Genomic DNA, 19,405 nt, shown 5'->3' on the forward strand with positions numbered 1-19,405 from the left:
TCGATCAGGCCGCGTCAGCGGCAGATGGCGGTTGGCTGGTCGGCAGTGTGAACTGGAAGGTTGCCCCCTGGCCTGCTTCCGAGGTCACCCACAATTTCCCGCCGTGGGCTTCGATGATCGAGCGGCAGATCGAGAGCCCCAGGCCCAAACCATCGGGCTTGTTGCTGTAGAACGCGTCGAATATGCGCTCGTGATCGGAATCCTCAACGCCAATGCCGGAATCACGCACCGCCACGAGTACGTCGGTCGATTCGGCATTCGTCGTACTGATCAGGATTTCCCTTGACCCTAGGGCGGTTGTTTTCATTGCGTCTACGGCGTTCAAGATCAGATTGAGGACCACCTGTTGGAGCTGAATCCGGTCTCCGTTGACCGGAGGAAGATCTCCGGCCAATTGCGTCTGTACGCTGACTTCGTTCCTCGCCACCGCGCCCTGAGTCAGGGCGGTGACTTCCAGGATCGCCTCGTTGATGTCCAATTCTTCCTTCTGCGGCGGGGTCTTCTTGGCGAGAGCGCGGATCCGGCTCACCACCTCACCGGTCCGATGCCCGTCCCGCACCACGCGCGCCAAGGCCTTCCGAATCTCGCCCACATCCGGCGACGGACGGTCGAGCATGCGCAGAGCGGTTTGAGCGTTGATGACGATGCCGGTGATCGGCTGGTTGACCTCGTGGGCGACGGACGCCGAGAGATGCCCGAGGGTCGCGACCCGGTTCGCATGGACGAGGTCCAGCTGGATTTCGTGGTATCGCCGATCGCTCTCGCGCGCCGCTTCTTCCGCCCGCGTCCGCTCCGTCAGGTCGAGAACGAATGCTACGCCTTCGTTTCTTGGTCCATCCAGGATGGCGGCACCAATCAGCACCGGCACGCGCGCTCCGGCTTTTGTGAAAAATTCCTTCTCGTAAGGTTCGACGGCGCCCGTCGCCAGGACTCCGGCCAGCCGTCTTTCGTCACCCGCAAGCCATTCCAGGGGCGTCAACTCTTTCCAGCTCAACCGGCCGGCGGCTAAGTCTTGACGATCATGGCCGACGATGCGGAGGAATGCCTCATTGGCGTCAATGATCCGGCCGTCCACATCCCAGAAGAAGATGCCGATGATGTTGGAATCCACCAGCCGGCGAATCTTCGCCTCCCGCTCCTGAAGATCGCGGTAAAGCTGGGTGTTCTCGAGTGCGATCGCGGCCTCGGAAACCAGCAGCTTCAGAATAGCCACCGCCGCGGGCGTGAATGCTTGTTGCGCCAGGTTGTTTTCCAGGTAGAGGACGCCCAGCAGCCCGGTCTGTTTCAACAGCGGGATGCAAAGTATGGAGCGAACTCGATGCTTGCGAATATACGCGTCCTGCGCCAACGGGTTCGCGGCGGACGCATCGTTCAGCAGCACGGTATCCTTGGTTCGCAAGACATAGTGAAATACCGACTCCGGCAGGTCTTCGCCGGTCACCCGCACTTGGCGGAGTTCGACCTTCACCGCGTCACTGCTGGTCGTCGCTTCCGCTTCGATTCGGTACTCATCGTCCCGGGACACGATCAGCAGACCGCGTGTCGCGCCCGCGTATTCGAGTGCCGTACGCATGAGCGTGTCCAGCAGCTTCTCGAGCACGAGCTCGCCGGAAACCGCCTGCGACACCTTGATCACGGTCGCAAGGTCGAGCCGCTCGACCGGGGCGAGGATCGTACTCGTGCTCACGGCGTCGGAGGATGTCGATTCTTCTCTGAGCCTCGGATACAAGTGCTCAAGCTGCCGGACCTTCCCGTCTGCCCCCCACCGCTGGTAGCCGCGCCTGGCGTCCCGCAGGTACAGGTCGCCGATCTTCTGAAAGCCGCGTGCCGCGTAGAAGCGCGCCGCAAGCTCGCTCGCCAGCGCTTCGTTGTGCACAAAGCCGCCTGCGTGTGCCGATTCGATGGCGCGTTCATAGTGCCGCTCCGCATCGAGTTCGCGGCCTTCGATTCGCGCCATCTCAGCACTCAGCAAGGCGAGGCGATTTTCGAAGTTCTCGGGACCGTTCCGCGCCCATACCTCGAATTTCCGGTGGTGCGCCGCCAGCTTCTCGAGATGTGCTTCCCGCGCCTCCGCCATCCCGAGATCGCAGGCTGCGGCGTGACTGAGCGCATCATAGAAGTGGTACTCGACCGTCTCCAACAGAGACAGCGATGCCCAAAGCATCGGCTCCGCTCTGGTCGACGCATTGAGCGCGCCCTGACAGTCGCCTGACAGATAGCGCGCCTGCAGCTTGCGGATCCAGTACCAGCACTCGGGCAGCGCCAGGGCGGGATTGCGCGCCAAGTCACCTTCGAAAGCGAGTTCATTGAATCCCGCCTCATCGAACGAGCCGAACGTGTCGGTCAAGCCGCGCAGCATTCGTATCAGGCGAAGCTGGCCGGTGATCCAGCCGACGATCAGTCCGAACCGGACTCTGACCGCAAACTCCAGGCCGATTTCGGCTTCTTTCTGTGCCTCGACCAGAGGATCGCCCGCCAACAGGAAGTTGGTCGTGATCTGGCCGCAGGCATAGCCGGAATAGGTGATATCGCCGGTTCGACTTGCGATCTCGAAAGACCGGGTCAGCAGATCTCGCCCGGCGCGGACATGCTGCGTCCAGGGTATGACGAACCCGAAGGTCTCATACGTTCTCGCCTGAAAGCGCTGCAGTTCAGGTCGTTCGACGAGCTCGCAGCCAAGTCGGCCAATCCTGTATCCGGCGTCGTAGTTTCCGAAATGGGGTCCGGCCAGCATCGCAAACAATTCGTAGGCAATACACGACGCATCGCTGTTGCCATGTTGAAGGCTGAGGCTGACGGCCCTGCAGACCGCCACGGCAAACAGATGGGACGATACAAAGAAAGCAGGGACGGCGACCCTGACGAGCAGATCGAGAGTTGCCAGGGAAATCGGGTCCGTCATCAAAGGCGAATCAGTCAGCTGCTCGATCGTGCGATCACCGAGCAGAACCCAGATGCCTTGGTATTCGCTATAGGCCTCTTCCTCGGTCGGACGTGGGGACCACTCGATCCCGACTTTCCGAAGCGCCTCCAGACCGACGCTCACCGCATAGTCGCTTCGGTCGATCGACATGTACAAATCCACCCGCAAGCATGCGACGGTAGCTTGCTCGATCGTCGTCGTGGCGCGGCCTGACAGCGCGCTCAGTCGCTTCTCAGCTTGGTCGACGGCTCCAGACACAAATTCGCATTGGGCCCGCGCCAGCTCGATTGAGAAGACCAGATCGTGGCGCCGCTGCCAGCAGTCATCGGTGAGCAATGCCGCGCCGATCTCCAGATAATTGAGAGCGGAGGCGTACGCGGTCGACGTCTGTGCCCGCTTGCCGGCGATCAGGTTGAACTCCGCCAGTTGCTCGCGTTCATTGATCGACGTGATGAGAGCCGCGCCGCGGTTGAGCTGATTGACGATCTCGAAGATCGCCTCCTCGCGCCGCTCCACCGGCATCCTCGCCGCGAGCCTCCTGCCAATTCCGAGATGCGCTTCCGCGCGGGACGCTTCCGGGATCAAGGAATAGGCGGCTTCGTGAACCCGGTCGTGCACGAACTTGTAGGAGCCGTTCGAGTGGACGATAAGCTCGACACGAAGTGCCTCCCATAGATCGGCGATGACTTCGTGCTCGAGAACTGTGAGCAGCGTCGCGGCATCGGCGCTGTTTCCGACGCAGGCCAGGCCTTGGAGCGCGCGTTGAGTCTCGGTCGGAAGCCTGCTCAGCCGCGCGACCATCAAGTCGACCACGTTGTCGGTATGGCCCTTTACTGCGATCCGATCGAGATCCCAGCGCCACGCGCTTTTGTCATGAGAGAAGGCGAGCAGGTCCTCTTCGACTAGGGCGTAGATGAATTGTATCGCAAAGAACGGGTTTCCCGCCGTCTTCTCATGGATCAGCGCCGCCAGGGGTGCGGCCGCCTTTGCTTTGCAGCGCAGCGCATCTGCGACCAACCGGGCCCAGTCTTTGCTCGCAAGGGGCCCCAGATCGATCTCCCGCACGCTGGCCCCGCATTTTCGGATCGACTCGAGCTTGCGCATCAGTGGGTGGTCGCGGCCGACCTCATTGTCACGGTACGCACCGATCAACAACAAGTGGCGCACGTCGGACTGGGTGAGGAGATCTTCGATCAGATCCAGTGTTGCAAGATCGAGCCACTGCAGATCGTCGAGGAACAGAGCCAGTGGGTGCTCAGGCCGTGCGAACACGTTGATGAATTGGCGAAACACCACCTGGAAGCGGGCCTTGGCTTCGTACGGCGGAAGGTCGGGGACCGGCGGCTGCTCTCCTATGATGAATTTCAGTTCGGGCACGAGATCGATCACCAGCGCTCCGTTCGATCCCAATGTCTGGTGAAACTGATCGCGCCACGTCGCCAATTCCGCTTCCGGTCTGCTCAGAAGCGGGCGTATCAGGCTCTGCAGGGCCTGCGCCAAGGTCGCGTAGGGGATATCGCGCTTGTACTGGTCGAATTTGCCCGTGGCAAAGAGGCCGCGCGGCAAGACCAGGATCTTGTGCAATTCGTTGATCACGGAAGACTTGCCGATGCCGGCATAGCCGGAAACGAGCAACAGCTCCGAGGTTCCCTCCGTCGCAATCCGATCGAAGGACCTGAGCAGAGTTTCTACCTCGGTTTCGCGACCATAGAGTTTTTCCGGGACGACGAGCTGATCGGATGTGTCGCGTTCGCAAAGTGGAAAGGCGGCGATGGCACGCCGCGCCTTCCACTCGACCAGGCACCGCCGAAAATCAGTTTCGAGGCCCGCTGCCGTCTGGTAGCGTTCCTCGGGGACTTTGGCGAGCAGCTTCATCAGAATTGCGGAGATCTGATTGGGGGTCGCGATTCCGCGCTCGTTTGGCGACGCCGGCGTGCGCGCGAGGTGACAGTGCACCCATCCCATCGGGTCGGTCGCGGCAAATGGGAGGCTTCCCGTGAGCGCTTCGTAGAGCACAATGCCAAGCGAATAGATGTCGCTCCGAGAGTCGATTGAACGGTTCATGCGTCCGGTCTGCTCTGGCGCCATGTAGGCGAGTGTGCCGGCGATGAACTCGGGGGGCTCAGGCGACTGACGTTCGCGTCGCAGCCGAGAGGCGATTCCAAAACCCGTCAGCCAGGCTTTACCGATTGTGAGATCGACGACGATGTTCGACGGCTTGATGTCCTTATGAATAAGGCCGTGCTCGTGCAGGCCGCGAAGCGCGACCGAAGTTGCGATGGCGAGGCCCAGAAACTTGCCGACTTCCATCGGTACCCCGAGGGCGCGATCAAGCGGCTCGCCGCCGGGGAATTCGAGCGTCAGCGCAGTGCGACCTGACTTGTGGAGGAGCTTCAGAGGGCGCAATGCCCAAGCGCTGTCGAGGTAGTCCTTTAGTCCGTATTCATGTGCGAGAATATCGCCGCTGCGAGAGGCTGCCGGCTCCGACCCCGCTTGCGCAGAATGCCGTGGGTATTGCTGGCTGCCCTCGTCGGCGTAGCACGTTCTGCAGAAGACGCGCTCACCGTCCTCCCATAGCATTTCGAGGGGAAGATCCTTTTCAGAGCCGTTGAAGCCGGAATAGGTGCTCAATTTCTGGGTTTCCCGCGGCTGATCCTCCCAGCCAACCTGCTTTGCTCGTTGCCCCTAGTCAGCGGGCTGGACAACTTGCCACAGGGAATGCGGCGCCGATACCCTTAAGTCTCCTGTTGGCCAGATCGGCAGCTGGCTCAGTCGTGTTGTTCTTCCTCCGCTGTGCCCAAGGCGACGCGGAGACACCCCAATAGGACTTCATCGTCAAACGGCTTTGTCAGATAGCAAACGACGCCGTCCGCCAGGCTTCGCATGCGCGTCTCGTCATCTGGGTAGGCCGTAATGAGAATCGTTGGAATGGCATAGCCCGAGCCAACCAGACGACGATACAACTCCACTCCAGTGATCTTCGGCATGTTGATGTCGGCGATCAAGCAAGACGTATTCTTGATGGCAGACGACGAGAGGAAAGCGCTGGCGGACGGGAATGACTGCGCCCTAAATCCCAAGGACCGCATTAGAGCCTCCGTAGCCTCTCGCACCGACACGTCGTCATCCACAATCGAAATTAACGGCGTTGCCTGTTCCGACATCCAGCGATCTTCCGACGTCCATCCAGCGATCTTCCGACGTCCATGTGTCGCATCCCATCAAATGCTGCCGTCTTGCATGAAGGTCTGCAGCCATCGTCACCAAATCGTCGAGAAGCATGTCCGATGCGGACCAATGCCAGTCTCCATACCCTCGCTTCCATTCGCCCAAGCTTGAGTGCCCCGGGGTGGGAGCGTCAATTATACGTTGGTATTGGTACGCCCTAGGCCGAGCTGCTGCAAAACGACGCGAATGGGTGCAACCCGATTTGACATCGGGCAGTTAGGGGACCTCATAACGCTCCATCGCGAGCTCGGCGCGAAGGTTCTCGGCATCACGGAATATTGAGGCGACAGCCATTACTCGGCCATCCTTTTTGTACCGCAATAGGCAATCCCTCGCTTTGATATCGCCGTCGATTTCTATCTCGTCCCAATCTTCGGCATGGCCGATGTAATTGATCGGCACGTCGTAATGCTGGCTCCAGAAGAACGGCACGGCGACGAACGGCTCATACGATCCCAGCATGTTGCGAGCCGCGGTCTGCCCTTGACGCTGGGCCACGATCGGCTCAGATTCCCGATCTCGACGGCGAAGGCCAGCAGCGGAAAAGGCAGTGCTGTGGCATTGATCATCCCTGTGCAGCGCCATAACGGCGAGCGTCGAAGGTGCTCCGCGCAACGGGATCAGCATCCCGTCAGGTCGGTGGGCGGCGTCATGCTGGCAGCGCTGCGAGCATGCCTGAATGGATGAGCCCAGCCGCCTTGACCATGCCGGCGGCGAGCGCGGCGCCGGTGCCCTCCCCAGCGGCAGCCCGTTTCCCCCGGTCGAGCTCGACGGCCGGCAACTCGTCCCAAACCAGGGCAACAATTCCTCGACCACCTCTTCAGCGCGCTCTGCGAGCGTCCGATTGATCTTGTTGATCTCGCGTTTCAGTTGCGCAACCTGCTTCTCCAAGGCTTCCTGAGCTTCGCGCTGCGTCTCCGTCGGCAAAGACCGGGCGAGCGCCTGGGAATTGTGCAAGGGTTTCACATGAGGCGAAACCGAGAAGACATACTGGACGATGACCCGATAACCTTGAAAGAGGCCGCAAGGAAGGCGCGTCAACACTCTACGTACGATTCCTGGCTGCCCGTCGTCACGGCGCATATGCGACGTTCCGTTAGCCGCCGATCGCGTTCCTATCCACGACAATCGCGTGGTGGTACATTCGGTTTGATTTGGCGAATGTTTTTTGTCGTCAGGCTCACCGGGAAACCGGGGAGGTGGTCATGAGAATTACCACTCTAGCATGCGTCGTGGTCCTTGCAGGTTGCACAACTGCAGGCCCCCCAGGACCCCAAGGGCCTATCGGTCCACAAGGTCTTCCCGGCAAGCAGGGATCTAAAGGTGCAATGGGGGCTGAGGGTCCAGCGGGGAAGGACGGCGTCGGCGGTTGGGAAATCACCCAGTATGCAAGCGCGAGTGATACAAGCCCAGACAAATCCGCACAGGCTTGGTGTCCCAAGCCAAAAGTCGTCATAGGTGGCGGTGCCAGCGCGTCAAATTCAAATGCTCTAATTTCTAGGAGCTTGCCGGTTACTTCCCCAGCTCCAGGGTGGGTAGCACAAGCGCATGTAGCCACTACGTCCCCAACAGCTTGGACGCTGACAGCATACGCCATATGCGCGCTTGTCAAATAGTCGCGCTTGGCCGAGCCGGTGAACTTTGCGTTGTCGCGCCTTCGAGACACAAACGGCGTTCTAGTCTTCATCCCAAAAATCCTGCAGCGAGGCGTGCCGAAGGTCTTCCTCGCCCCTGAGATGCTTCACGCGGGCTTTGATCCCCGGCTTGACCCATTGCGTCGCTGACCGCTTCATGCCCTTTGGCGGCGACCCGGCATGCTCCTGGACCCGCTTCCATAGCCGCTCGCGGATCGCCCGGCTCGAATTGATGAAAGCCGAACCGACATATTTGCGCGTGCCGATCTCGCCCATCAGGGCGAATGCCGGCTTGCCGGCCTCGCGCTCGACGCCGAGCAGTTCATATTCGTCAACGGTGTAGCACTTCACCTTCAGCCAGTTGATCGACCGCCCGCTGCGATACTTGCTGCGACGGCGCTTCGAGACCATCCCCTCCAGACCGGCCTGATCAAGTAGATGAAAGATTGCCTTGGCTTCCCCCGGAAGAGACTGACTGAATTGGATGCGACTTCCCGGCGGGATCAAACCAGCAAGCAGCTCGCGCCGATGTTCCAGGGGCAGGTCGCAAAGGTCATGACCATCGTGGTGCAGCAGATCGAAGGCGACGAAATAAAGGTCGTGCTGGCGCCTGGTGATCGCCTTCCGAAGCGCGGCGAAGTCGGAAAGGCCGGCCTCATTCGGGACGATGATCTCTCCATCGATGATGGCGCTGTCGACGTTGAGTCCCTTGGCCGTCTCGACCAAATCGGGATACTTCGCCGTCCAGTCCATTCCGTTGCGCGTGAAGATGCGCGTGCCGGCTTCGTCGATGATGACCTGCGAGCGGTAGCCGTCGAACTTGACCTCGTGGATCCAGTCGCCTCCTTCTGGAGGCTTATCCACCAAGGTCGGCATCAACGGCTCTACAAACTGCAAAGGCATGAACGGCACTCACGAGACCGCCATTCAATCCTTTTGGTTATATTAGGTTCCGAAAATATACGGTGTGGGCAACAAATCCGCATGGACTGACGTTGCGCTTGATCCGATTGAGCAGACAGGAGGATCAAATTCCACCCCCTGACGAGACCGACCGACGGTCCAGACAAATGTCGCCGTTGGGTCAGATCGCGTCATGCAACGCTCGCAACTGAATGACCGGCCTGCCCTGCCTTCCATTCGGAAGGAAAGATGATGGTACGGCCGCTTTTGAAGGAGCTGGTGCGGCGATGATTGACGCGAGGATTAGCGGCACGGGTCGGTTCCGGTAGGGGCGACCCCAGATTCATCACTTTCGTGTCGTGACGCCTACCAGAGAATTTGCTGGTGAACTGACCGGCCAACGCCAAACTCATGCTCGCCGGGCCGACTTGTCAGCAGACGACAGAAACCGCTCAATGGCCGCGCCTTAGTAACCGCTTCAAGCTCAAACCGGCCAACAAAATGTAAGGCGGCATGGCGAGCGAATAGTGACCACAGTTTAATTCCAAAATATTTGGCCCAGCCCCGGCGTCCTTCAGCCTCTGCATGAACCTCTCCGATAGCTCTGGCAACACCACTTTGTCTCTCTTAGCCAACACAACCTGAAGATCGAGATCAGGCCGTGCCAAACTATGCGCGTAATTCTCCAAGTTAAGTGGACCCCAGGCCCTTCTGAGATCGGTCAGCTCAATCTCAGGCTCAAGGCTATCGCGTATCGATCGTGTCGCGCGGCCCGTCCAAACCATATCCGCTAGACTCCCCGCCGTCAGAAACAACGAGGCTTTTGACACAGCCAAGTCGTGTGCCGCGACTATGGCCGCAACCCAGGAACCTAAGCTCATTCCGAGAACCGCAATCTCTCGATAGCCTTCGCTATTCAACCAACGTATGAGTTTTCGCCCATCCAACACTGCCTGCCTTACAGATTGGATCGTTCGACCGAGATTAGGGCTAAGCATATAGTCGGCGTGCACGGAGCCGGGACGGCTGCGTTCGAAGTGATAGGGCATAGCAATCTCGACAACTGTGATGCCACGCTGCGAGAAAAAGTTGGCAATCTGACGATTCCGGGCGCTCGCATTCCAATGGTGAAAAATCACCATCGCCTGATCGAACGACCCGCTTTCTGTGATTTTCGCCGAGACGACATCGTTTTGTTCGATATCAGTAGAAATGTCCGATGGAAATTTGAGCCACCCATCTAGCCTCTCAAAACCCTTATCACTCACACTCGGCTCATCGAAAAAGGCTGGATCAGCCACGGCTTGGTCCGCAAGGGCACAGAATTCCTCGATACTTGTTATCTTCTTCGCACCTGGAAAGGCGCGTTCCGCGTCAAGGACGAAATCCGTTGGTTTCTTCCCTTCCTCTCCGCGAAGGGCCCGGCGTTCGTCCCAACGATCGAGCCAACTATGAAACACTCTGATTGTTTCCTAACTCGCTCGCTCGCCAGCGGCCTAATCCTGGATCGAACAGGCCGTATAGTGCGACTAGCACTGAAATGGCCAGAAGGGTCGAAAAGCCGGCAAACGCGTCGATCAGCAAGTAGCTGACAACAACTAACGCCACGACCGCCGACATCTTCCACAAAGGCGCACGAAATCGACCTCCGACACCTAATCGGATGGAGCCATACAGAAATACAAAACAGGCCGAAATAACGATAAGAAGGCTGCTGTAATGCGTCGGCATACGGTAGCGGAACCCGGTGCTCACATCATTGCGACCTTCGAACATCGAAGACATATCGCCGACCAACCACGCCACAATATTCTCACCACTGGATGCCAGATAAGAGCTTTGGACCTTCATCCATATGGCGACCAGAACCCCCAAAACAGTACACCGAAAAACTCCACGCATCACTGTGAGGCCGGCTTCATTGAGCTCTTGCTGATGATCAACATGCGGCAGCTTCTTCAATCCGTCTCCAATTCTCCAAAGATCATGAACAACCGTATAGAGCAAAATGAGACCTGCGAAGAAAAGATAAAACACCAGGCACATGTATAGGTAAGCGAGCCCCGTAAAAACGACTGTTTCAGGGACAGATATGACCTCAGGACGCACAAGAGCTATTTTTCCCCAATCCATGGCATAGTTGCCACCGCCCTTCATCAACGGGATCAAGGACACGCCGATCCATTGAAAAAGACCCGCGAACAGCAAGCAAATCAAAAAAACCGACCAATATGTGTACGAGGAAGCGTCAACGTTGCGCAACCAGGCATCGTCGCTTTCCACCTGATCGCCCTGCGCTGCGAGCTTTCTGCGCCCCTCACTTTTCCAGAAGACCAGCAACTCTATAACGAAGAAGAAAAACAGCGGTAAGAACACCATAAAGTCGAGTGTCCAATTTGCGGCCCAAAGGAATCCAACCTGCTTAATGAGCCCGTCCGCTCGCTCGTAGGTGACGTTGTGGATACCAATGATGTACGACAAAAAGCCGAGGGCGGTGATGCCGGCAAACACCGACGCCGGTAAATTCAGGGGAGATCCGTGACTAAAAAACGCCTCCGATTTCCTCGCCAAACTAAAACGCCGCCTCGGCCCCTTGGCGTCGGTGTCCCGTCTTAGCTCTGCCGGCGACGCTGTCTCGTCATCGAAGGTCACAGCCAGTGCTGTATCTGGAATCTCCCGTGCAACGCTGCTTCCGGCTCTCTTCCATCCTCGTCTCTTGGCCGATAACCGCGATTGCGCAGCACTAAGCTCCATCTGCCATTCGCTGGTTGCGACCGGATCATCGCACCCAAAAATCCTCGCCAGCCAACGAATGTTGGCAGTGCTAATTCCCTTCTCGTTCTCTTGAAACCAAAGCTGCACCGTTCGCAGATCGACCCCAACCCGGTTGGAATCAATCTGTGAAATCGCCTCTGCAAGAAGCTCGGGCGTCCATGGGCCTGCAGGAAACCCGTCTTCGCCCAACGGCCGACCCGCGCCCGCCGCCGCCAATCGTTTGAATAATTCTTTGAAATCACTCCCGTCTCTCGGCGGAGGGAGAAATAACTTTCCGTTCTTAAACAATGACTTATAGGCTCTGGTTTCGTTCCGTTTCGCTAGGCTTCGTATCTTATCGTGCCTTCGTCCTCAATCAACTTATCGTTGCCGAGCGTACTCTCTACATGATCCCCTCCACTAGGAATGAAGCCGTGCTAAGCCTAGGAAAATCCTCAAATGATCTATTCCGAGACAACCATGTCGCTCGGCAGAATCGTGCGGCGATTCATGCTGATGCGAGGGTCGGTTTAACGCTAGCCGACATAACCGAACGACATATGGCAGCTCAAAAAGCGGCCGAAACGTTGCGACAGGAGAAGGGGCTCTGGGCCGGCGATGTGATCGCGTTGGATGAGGCCGCGGCGCGGCGCGACGTGGTGACGTATCGGCCAGCCAATCACCGGGAATCAATCGAGAAACTGGTGTATATCGCGGCATATTTGATCGCGAGGCGGAAGGGTCTCGAAGAAGGGGAAATGGCGACGGTCATGGAGATGGCGGAACCATTTGGGTGAGGTGATCTGCTACATCTTCCACTGGAAAACCCATGGAGCACTTAATGCTTACCCACCATCTCGAATGGAACGGCCTCAACAACATCATCATAATCGAGAACGGCGACCATGGCCGCATCGAGATGACGCTCGACGAGTTTTTTTGAACTTTCCGACCAGCTCAAAGCTGACCTCCATTTCGATCCTTGGGCGACGAGTAAGCATCTCCGTTCTCAGCGCCCAGACCGTGCAGTGGCCGCTTACCGGTCATCGCCACTTCCGAGTCTTCGTGGTAGTGAAAAAGCCCGCCTCGGTGAACTGACCCCGAAAGTTGGACCCAACCTTCGGGGGTCAGTTTCTTGATCTTCGGGCTGCGTGGGTCAGATGTTCTGGCCGCCTGACACCTCGATCCGCTGCGCGTTGATCCAGCGGTTCTCCTCGCCGAGCAGGCTCGCAATCATCGGGCCGATGTCATCAGGCACACCGACGCGGTCGAGCGCGATCATATCTGCGAACTGCTTGTTGAGGTCCGGCGTGTCACGGACCGCACCGCCGAGAAAATCGGTCTCGATCGCGCCGGGCGCCACCGTGTTGACCGTGATGCCGCGACCGCCGAGCTCCTTCGCCATGTAGACGCTGAGTACCTCGATCGCGCCCTTGACCGCCGAGTACGCGCCAAAGCCGGGAGCCGAGACGCGGGTCAGCCCGCTGGAAAGATTCACGATGCGCCCGCCATCCGCGATCAGCGGCAGCAGCGCCTGGGTGAGAAAGAACACCCCCTTGAAGTGGACGTTCACCAGCGAGTCGAACTGCTCCACGGTCGTGTCGGCGATCAGCGCGTAGTCGCCGTGGCCGGCATTGTTAACGAGATGGTCGAACGTGTCGCGCCGCCAGGTCTCGCGCAGCGCCTTGCGCAAGCGCTCGGCGAAACCCGCGAAAGCGCCGACATCGCCGGTGTCGAGCTGGAAGGCGCGCGCCTTGCAGCCGAGCGCCTCGATCTCGGCGACCACGGCGCGAGCCTCTTCTTCGCGGCTGCGATAGGTGATGACAGCGTCGCCGCCCTGCCGGGCGATGTTGATTGCAGTGTTGCGGCCGAGCCCGCGGCTGCCGCCGGTGATGAGAGCGATCTTGGACATGGGACAACTCCTTTCGTTGTGACCACGCCAATATCGAGCCGGCTCGCGCGTCCTTGTTGCCGAAACCTCGGCGTTCCTTGCCTAATCCTCCAAACCATATTTACAGACCTGCCGGATCGGCTAAGGTCGGGACATGCAGGACACGTTGCTCGATACCGTTCGCCGCTATGCGCAAGCGAACGCGGACCCGGCAGGCGCCGCGCGCACGCCTGTACCGGGGCTGACGGCCATCCGCGCCACTCGCCGGAGCGGCCTCGACTATGCGATCTCGCGGCCGCTTGTCGCGCTGATCCTGCAAGGCAGCAAGGATGTCACCATGGGCGCGGAAACGGTGACGGTCAGCGCCGGAGGTTCCCTGTTGATCACCGCTGATGTGCCCACTGTCAGCCAGATCACGGACGCCAGCGTCCGCGATCCCTATTTCTCACTGGTGCTCGACCTCGACCCGGCGGTCATAGCCGAACTGATGGTCGAGATGAAAATCGCGCCTGCCACTGATCGCAGACCGTTGAGCGGCGAACCGACGGACGCCGAGGTGGCCGATGCGGCGCTCAGGCTCATGCGCTTGCTTGAGCGTCCGGCCTCGCTGCCGATCCTGCAATCACAACTTGTTCGCGAGATGCACTATTGGCTGTTGGCCGGCCGGCACGGGGCCGCGATCCGGCGGCTCGGCCTGCCCGACAGCCAGGCGCAGCGCGTAGCCAGAGCGGTTGCGGTGCTCAGGACAGAGTTCGCCCGGCCGCTGCCGGTCGACCGGCTGGCATCGGTCGCCGGTATGAGCCTCTCCTCCTTCCACCAGCATTTCCGCAGCGTGACCTCGCTGTCGCCGCTGCAATTCCAGAAGCAGCTGCGCCTGATTGAGGCGCGGCGGCTGATGCTGGCGGAGGGAGCGAACTCCAGCAGCGCCGCCTTCGCGGTCGGTTACGAGAGCGTGCCGCAGTTCACGCGCGAATACCGCCGCATGTTCGGCCTGCCGCCCGTGCGCGACACCGACGCGGCGCGGAATATGGCTGCCGCAGCGGCCTGAATGCGGTCAACCGAGGACACAAAAAAGCCCCGCTGAATGAAGCGGGCTTTTCATGCAAGCTCGCAGTTCAAAGTCGATCCGATCTTCCGTGGATCAATCTGATTGCACCTGCTTGTACGGCACCGGTCAAGCATCCCCAAAATCAAAGCAGCCATGAAGTTCCAGCCGAAAAGCAGGGCAATGACGAGGCCGATCAGACCTGTCGCACAGACTGTGGCGTAGTCGAGCAGTTCGTCTTCCATTTTCAGCAACACCTGTTTTCGTCGGTCTCACCGTTTGAGAACGGCGGCGGAGGCCGGCTAGTTGATGGTAGCGATCCATTCTCCGGATGCGCCTTTGGCAAACCCGACGGCGCGATCCAGGGGCTGTGCCTGCGGTGACATCTTGATTGATGTCATGCACGATACTCCGGGGCCGCTGCTGTTCCTGTCGCACTGGCCGAGAGCAAGCGAGATCGCGGGCATGTTGTTGCGGTCCCAAACGAGCGGCGAAGCTTCCTGTGCCTTCCGGAAGGCGGCAAGAGCTTCATCCTCCGTCGGCGCTTCGACGATCGGGGCTTTCGGAACAGGGCACAGCGAAGGATCGGCCGAAATAGCCGCTGTGAGTTCTGCCTTAGAAAGTGCCTGTGCTTCGACGCCGGGCATCGCAAGCCATGTGCCGGCAGCGCCGGCTAACAAGCCAACGGTGGCGGCAATCGCGAGAAGTGCGTTCTGGTTGGAGTCCTCACCTAAAGATTCAAATTGAACCAGTGGCGTGCTTTACGCCTTGGTCCTTCGGGATGTCGAAATACCAGGGATCGGCACGGCGGGGACGCATTGACGAAATTTCTTTAGTGCAGCTATCGCTTCCGTCATCGGTGTCACGACCAGCGCGACGAACGGGAATCGTGAGGCCATTTTTGTCGGCCTGGCTGTTAAACCTCGATTTGCAGACATTCACGGTCTTGACGCACTGATCGGGGACGCGGCGATTGCCTTCCTTGCCCCGCTCGCTGTAGCCGACCTTCGAGCCTTCCGCGCAGTCTGCGTACTCTTGGCGGCCAGGTTCTCCAGCCTTTGCTTCGTGGCAAATCGGCCAAGAGAAGCCTGGCTTCGCCATGGCGCGAATGAGTTTCGTCATTGGCGGAACGCAGTAGGAGACGCCATGCCAGGACGGACTTTGCGAGGCAGCACAGAGCAGTACTTGGCAACCCCAGGAGGCATCTTGAGCGTTGGCGGCGGTAGCAGGCAGGATGGCGAGGGCTGCTAGTCCGGCTGCCGCATAAAGCAGGTTTTTCATGTCAGGTGGTCCTCTCGATGGTGCTGCCGGTGTCGCCCGATCGACATGGAGATTGTCGACGGGTAGGGCGGCTGCGCTTCGGGTTTGCGATGGAGTTCGCAATTGGGCGAAGTCTGGCAACTATCGGTCTGTCCTCTTCGTTTTTTTGCGAGCGTCGGCGAAGGGAGGCGAAATTTCGCTTTCCCGTTCTGCAAGAAGATTGAAATCAGCGATCGGCCGGCGATTTAAGGTCTTGTCCACGGCCTTGCGTCGCCACTCATCCATATCGAGGACGTAAGTGGCCCACATGCCGTAGCGTGCTGCCATCGCGTAGTTCTGAACGGTCAGATACTGGCCGTTCACGGGGTAGGGCGAGGCGACCCGCGCCCATCCGACACGCAGCATTTCGAGGGCGAGATCCTCGCCGCCCGTTGCGCAGTGACCGAGCGGCAGACCGTCATGGCTGTAGCCGAGAACGGCACATTCGACGCTTTTGTTGCCGACAGTGCGTTTCAGCCATGCCTTGGCGAGCGGACCACATGGGACCGGGGGCGGCGCCTTGATCTTGTCGCGGGTCTCCCATTTGGGATTGAGCGCCCATTGCGGCAGCTCGCATGCATCGATGTCGGCGAGGCGAACCCATTGTGCATATTGGGGATACCAAAGCGTTCGGCCGTCCATGACGGCAACGCGCCCGTGAAATACCGGAAGGGACTGCACTGGCGCTGGAGCGCGTTGTTCCGGGCGGGGCGGCAGTGGCGGCTCATCAAAAATGTCGGCGGCGATCGAGGGATGCGCGATGGCGGCGGATACAGCGGCCGCGAGCATATGGTTTTTCATTTGGCAGCTTTCTTGGCGCGTTCGTTTGCCGACCTGCTCAAGAGGATGGCCGGGTGCCGCACGTCTTCGAACTGCCACAGACCGGCCCGTTGCTCTCGTGCGCTTTGTTCGGCAACGACATAGGGAGGATGAAACGGCAGGCCTTCGGCATTGAGGGCAGCGAAGGCATATCCGCTGGTGACCATCATGGTCGCGAGATCAAGTCTGTTCTTCCCGACTGTGGCGTAGCAGACGACATAGGATGTCTCCGCCATCTTGGCGACAGGCGCACAAACCGGTCGGGTGTCTTTGATGTAGGCGGCGAAAACTGCGAGCGAAGCGTCGCCGCAATCTCGCTTTTGGCCTGTCTTGTCGGTGTAAGGGGTGCCGCGAAGGCAAGATTGCACGCCGTAGAGACGATAGCGGTTGCCGGCGACAACCCACGTGTCGCCGGATTCGAGCGTCACGCCAGGTTGAAGATCGAAGTACCCTGCAGGCGCGGCATTGATCTCTCCTGACGTGAGAAACGCCGCAAGATAAATCGCGGCCTTTCTCATTGGGCTTTGACCCTCGGATCGGCCCACATCCCGTACCCTTGTTTGCCGATGCGTTGTGCTTTTTCGAGATCCGCTCGCGCGGGCGAACCATCCGGGTTTTTCACCACTCGAAGTGCGCCAAGGGAGACCAGCTCGTCTTCAAGCATGTCAACGCTGTCGAGGCTGCCGGGATAGTTATAGTAGCCGTAGCAAGTCGCATCCTGGCTCGGTGCATTCTGTTCGCTGACGAAGGCGCGGCAGAAGAGAACCTTTGCGGACTTCAGTATCACCTGCAATTCTTGCTGCGCGAAGCCACTGCATGATCCCGAATATCCTTCGGTGCGATTAACCATCTCGCCGCTGCACGGCTCGACGCCGTAGAGATGCAGTGTTGTCTTGTCGTCGACCTGAATGTCGGTCGGCGAGACAGCCTTATATCCACTGGCAGATGCAAACCCCTTGCGATCCACGACTTTACCGCTGCCGTCATAGTATTCGACGACCAGGACTGTCTTGCCCGGCGACGCCAGCGACTTGATGTAGTCCTTGTCGATGTCCGGCGCGGCCAATGCAGACGTTGCCAATATGCAACTTGCGAGTGCGACAGCGATCGTGCGTTTCATTTTCTAGCCCTTACCATCTTGGTCATGTTCGATTCCCTGCACCTAGGGGGTTTCAGTATGGCGCAAAAGCATGTATCAGTATGCCAGATCGGTATCATACCTGTGAGAACTTAATCGGTTTTCATCGCGATCTCAACACCTCAAATGAGGCGGGGCCGATGCAGGAAGGGGCTAGGATGGCAGCTGATTCACGCATCGTTCTGCTGATTAGTGCAGCGGCGCTTTCGACCTTGGGAGGAGGAGCATCCAAGGGCGGCGAAATCCTTGAAAGAGCACCAAAACAGCACGTTTCCATCAGCGATCAGGGGAGCCCTGCCGCTCTTAGCGAAACCGCGATCACGGCCATATTCGATAGGCGGTGGTCCAGCCCTGAAAGCGACTTCGTCCTTGGGGCCGATGGCGTTGTGTTGTCAGAGCCACCGGCTAAAAAAGCCGCTATGATTTCTAATCATATCGGTAACATTTATTCCGAAGAGAGAGCCAAGTACAAAAGATCGAGTGATACCGATCCGGTTAGAAGCGCCACGGGCGAAATAAGCCACAATGGCATCATTGTTTCTGACAAACAGGACACGGAAAACGTGCGTCAATGCGGCCCCTCTCCTTTAGGTGCCTCTGAAACCAAGACGTTGGTCGTTGAGTCAGCGCGTCGCCACAAGGTGGATGAAGTATTTGCGACGGCCATTGCCTGGGCTGAGAGCGGCTTTGATCGAATCCGAAACTCGGAGAAGGGCGCGCGCGGGCCGATGCAGCTCATCCCTGCGACTGCGGCACAATTCGGAGTGCGCGACGTCTGCGATCCCGCGGAAAACATCGAAGGCGGGATGAAGTACCTGCGGGTGCTCCTCGACGAATTTCAAAATCCACTGCTGGTCGCGGCTGCCTACAACGCCGGGGAACAGCGGATTTACGAATACGGCGGCATTCCGCCCTTCAGAGAGACCGTCGGCTACGTGGCGAAGGTCGTCAACTATCAGCTTGGTCTGCCGATGCCGGCAACCACGGGCAAGTCGCCGGCGGATGCTTCGGAAGCAATCGCCGATGCGGGCGATGATCGAGATGTTGGCGTCATCGCGGTCAAGAAAACCGGCAGATTCGTCGGCGGTGTGATGCATTTTTGAAGGAGAGAAGTATGAGAATTGATGCGGTAAGGGGACCGGGGGCAGGGGCTGTCAAGCTGGCGGCGCTACTCGGGCTCGTGGCGGTTATGCAGGTGGCTGGCGCCGATCTGGTGCTTGCACAAGGCACTGGCGGTGGTGGTGGTGCATTCGGGCCGCTTCAAACCGCCGTACAGATGATTGTTGACTTCATCACCGGTCCGTTTGGTCGGTTGCTCGCGATCATTGCCGTCATCGGACTGGGCTTTCTGGCATTTGCGGGCCGTCTGTCTTGGTTCACAGCGGGCGCGGTTGTCATCGGCATCGGTTTGGTGTTCGGCGCTCCCAATATCGTCGATGAGATGATCTCGGCTGTCGGCAATTGACCGATGGCTGAGCACCAGGACGAAAAGCCTCTGGTGACCCCGTTGGTGATCGGACTAACCCGGTCACCAACGCTGTGGGGCGTGCCGTACATGGCCGTCATCATCATCGTCGGCATAACCATCATCGGCTGGCTTGGGACGAATTCGCTGTGGGCGCTCCTGATAGCTCCGGTGAGCTACCTCTTCCTGTTTTCGCTCTGCACTTGGGACAGCAAGATTCTTGACGTGTTGCAGGTGGCGTCCCGGAAGACTCGGCGGACGCCCAATAAGACATTTTGGGGAGCCAACTCATATGGGCCGTAACGG

17 protein-coding genes and 1 pseudogene are annotated in these 19,405 nt (G+C 59.1%); 5 read left to right on the plus strand and 13 right to left on the minus strand.

The features are described from left to right. Positions 1-4: 4 nt before the first annotated feature. From NKI25_RS16240 to NKI25_RS16265, 6 genes and pseudogenes are all read right to left on the minus strand, one after another. On the minus strand, positions 5-5,554 hold the full coding sequence (locus NKI25_RS16240) for a trifunctional serine/threonine-protein kinase/ATP-binding protein/sensor histidine kinase (RefSeq protein WP_352998700.1): 5,550 nt from the start codon (positions 5,552-5,554) through the stop codon (positions 5-7). Between the two features lie 137 nt (positions 5,555-5,691). Beyond that, complete coding sequence (locus tag NKI25_RS16245) at positions 5,692-6,087, minus strand: response regulator transcription factor (protein ID WP_352998701.1); 396 nt, start codon at positions 6,085-6,087, stop codon at positions 5,692-5,694. A 280-nt stretch (positions 6,088-6,367) separates the two neighbouring features. Then, positions 6,368-6,652 (minus strand): annotated as a pseudogene (locus tag NKI25_RS16250) (oxidoreductase C-terminal domain-containing protein); the annotation flags it as partial. A 1,175-nt stretch (positions 6,653-7,827) separates the two neighbouring features. Continuing rightward, complete coding sequence (locus NKI25_RS16255) at positions 7,828-8,688, minus strand: ATP-dependent DNA ligase (protein WP_352957607.1); 861 nt, start codon at positions 8,686-8,688, stop codon at positions 7,828-7,830. A 452-nt stretch (positions 8,689-9,140) separates the two neighbouring features. Further along, positions 9,141-10,148 (minus strand): alpha/beta hydrolase family protein, encoded by a 1,008-nt coding sequence (locus NKI25_RS16260; RefSeq protein ID WP_352998702.1) that lies wholly within the window; start codon positions 10,146-10,148, stop codon positions 9,141-9,143. Beyond that, entirely contained in the window at positions 10,138-11,751 is a 1,614-nt protein-coding gene (locus NKI25_RS16265) for an RcgA family putative transporter (protein ID WP_352998703.1), read from the minus strand. Before NKI25_RS16265 ends, NKI25_RS16260 begins: the two co-directional genes overlap by 11 nt. A 251-nt stretch (positions 11,752-12,002) precedes the next feature. On the opposite strand from NKI25_RS16265, the gene NKI25_RS16270 reads away from it, so the two are divergent. Next, positions 12,003-12,239 (plus strand): hypothetical protein, encoded by a 237-nt coding sequence (locus tag NKI25_RS16270; RefSeq protein ID WP_352998704.1) that lies wholly within the window; start codon positions 12,003-12,005, stop codon positions 12,237-12,239. A gap of 359 nt (positions 12,240-12,598) precedes the next feature. Here the strand turns inward: NKI25_RS16270 and NKI25_RS16275 are convergent, their stop codons facing one another. Next, entirely contained in the window at positions 12,599-13,354 is a 756-nt protein-coding gene (locus NKI25_RS16275) for an SDR family NAD(P)-dependent oxidoreductase (protein WP_352998705.1), read from the minus strand. Positions 13,355-13,487: 133 nt separating this feature from the next. Here NKI25_RS16275 and NKI25_RS16280 point away from each other — a divergent pair, with 133 nt between their 5' ends. Next, a complete protein-coding gene (locus tag NKI25_RS16280; protein WP_352998706.1) occupies positions 13,488-14,381 on the plus strand; it encodes an AraC family transcriptional regulator in 894 nt (297 codons plus the stop codon). A 50-nt stretch (positions 14,382-14,431) separates the two neighbouring features. Here the strand turns inward: NKI25_RS16280 and NKI25_RS16285 are convergent, their stop codons facing one another. The 6 genes from NKI25_RS16285 to NKI25_RS16310 form a co-directional block, all read right to left on the minus strand. Continuing rightward, complete coding sequence (locus tag NKI25_RS16285; protein ID WP_352998707.1) at positions 14,432-14,623, minus strand: hypothetical protein; 192 nt, start codon at positions 14,621-14,623, stop codon at positions 14,432-14,434. A gap of 57 nt (positions 14,624-14,680) precedes the next feature. Continuing rightward, positions 14,681-15,025: a hypothetical protein gene (locus NKI25_RS16290; RefSeq protein ID WP_352998708.1), complete on the minus strand. Its 345-nt coding sequence runs from the start codon at positions 15,023-15,025 to the stop codon at positions 14,681-14,683. 91 nt (positions 15,026-15,116) lie between these two features. Further along, entirely contained in the window at positions 15,117-15,659 is a 543-nt protein-coding gene (locus NKI25_RS16295; RefSeq protein ID WP_352998709.1) for a hypothetical protein, read from the minus strand. A 120-nt stretch (positions 15,660-15,779) separates the two neighbouring features. Next, positions 15,780-16,478 carry a thermonuclease family protein gene (locus NKI25_RS16300; protein ID WP_352998757.1) on the minus strand — a complete coding sequence of 233 codons (699 nt, stop codon included), beginning with the start codon at positions 16,476-16,478 and terminating at the stop codon, positions 15,780-15,782. Then, the gene (locus NKI25_RS16305; protein ID WP_352998710.1) at positions 16,475-17,014 is read right to left on the minus strand and encodes a thermonuclease family protein; all 540 of its coding nucleotides are present in this window, start codon (positions 17,012-17,014) and stop codon (positions 16,475-16,477) included. The genes NKI25_RS16300 and NKI25_RS16305 overlap by 4 nt, the downstream gene beginning before the upstream one ends. Beyond that, positions 17,011-17,616, minus strand: a complete 606-nt coding sequence (locus NKI25_RS16310; RefSeq protein ID WP_352998711.1) for a hypothetical protein — start codon at positions 17,614-17,616, stop codon at positions 17,011-17,013. The genes NKI25_RS16305 and NKI25_RS16310 overlap by 4 nt, the downstream gene beginning before the upstream one ends. Positions 17,617-17,792: 176 nt before the next feature. On the opposite strand from NKI25_RS16310, the gene NKI25_RS16315 reads away from it, so the two are divergent. The 3 genes from NKI25_RS16315 to NKI25_RS16325 are packed head-to-tail and all read left to right on the plus strand — an operon-like array spanning position 17,793 to position 19,402. Further along, entirely contained in the window at positions 17,793-18,737 is a 945-nt protein-coding gene (locus tag NKI25_RS16315) for a lytic transglycosylase domain-containing protein (RefSeq protein ID WP_352998712.1), read from the plus strand. An 11-nt stretch (positions 18,738-18,748) separates the two neighbouring features. Continuing rightward, positions 18,749-19,099: a TrbC/VirB2 family type IV secretion system protein gene (locus tag NKI25_RS16320; protein ID WP_236372199.1), complete on the plus strand. Its 351-nt coding sequence runs from the start codon at positions 18,749-18,751 to the stop codon at positions 19,097-19,099. A gap of 3 nt (positions 19,100-19,102) precedes the next feature. Continuing rightward, positions 19,103-19,402, plus strand: a complete 300-nt coding sequence (locus NKI25_RS16325; RefSeq protein ID WP_352998713.1) for a VirB3 family type IV secretion system protein — start codon at positions 19,103-19,105, stop codon at positions 19,400-19,402. The last annotated feature ends 3 nt before the right edge of the window (positions 19,403-19,405 follow it).

This window comes from Mesorhizobium sp. M0808 (assembly GCF_040320025.1).
In the GTDB taxonomy this organism is placed as follows: Bacteria; Pseudomonadota; Alphaproteobacteria; order Rhizobiales; family Rhizobiaceae; genus Mesorhizobium.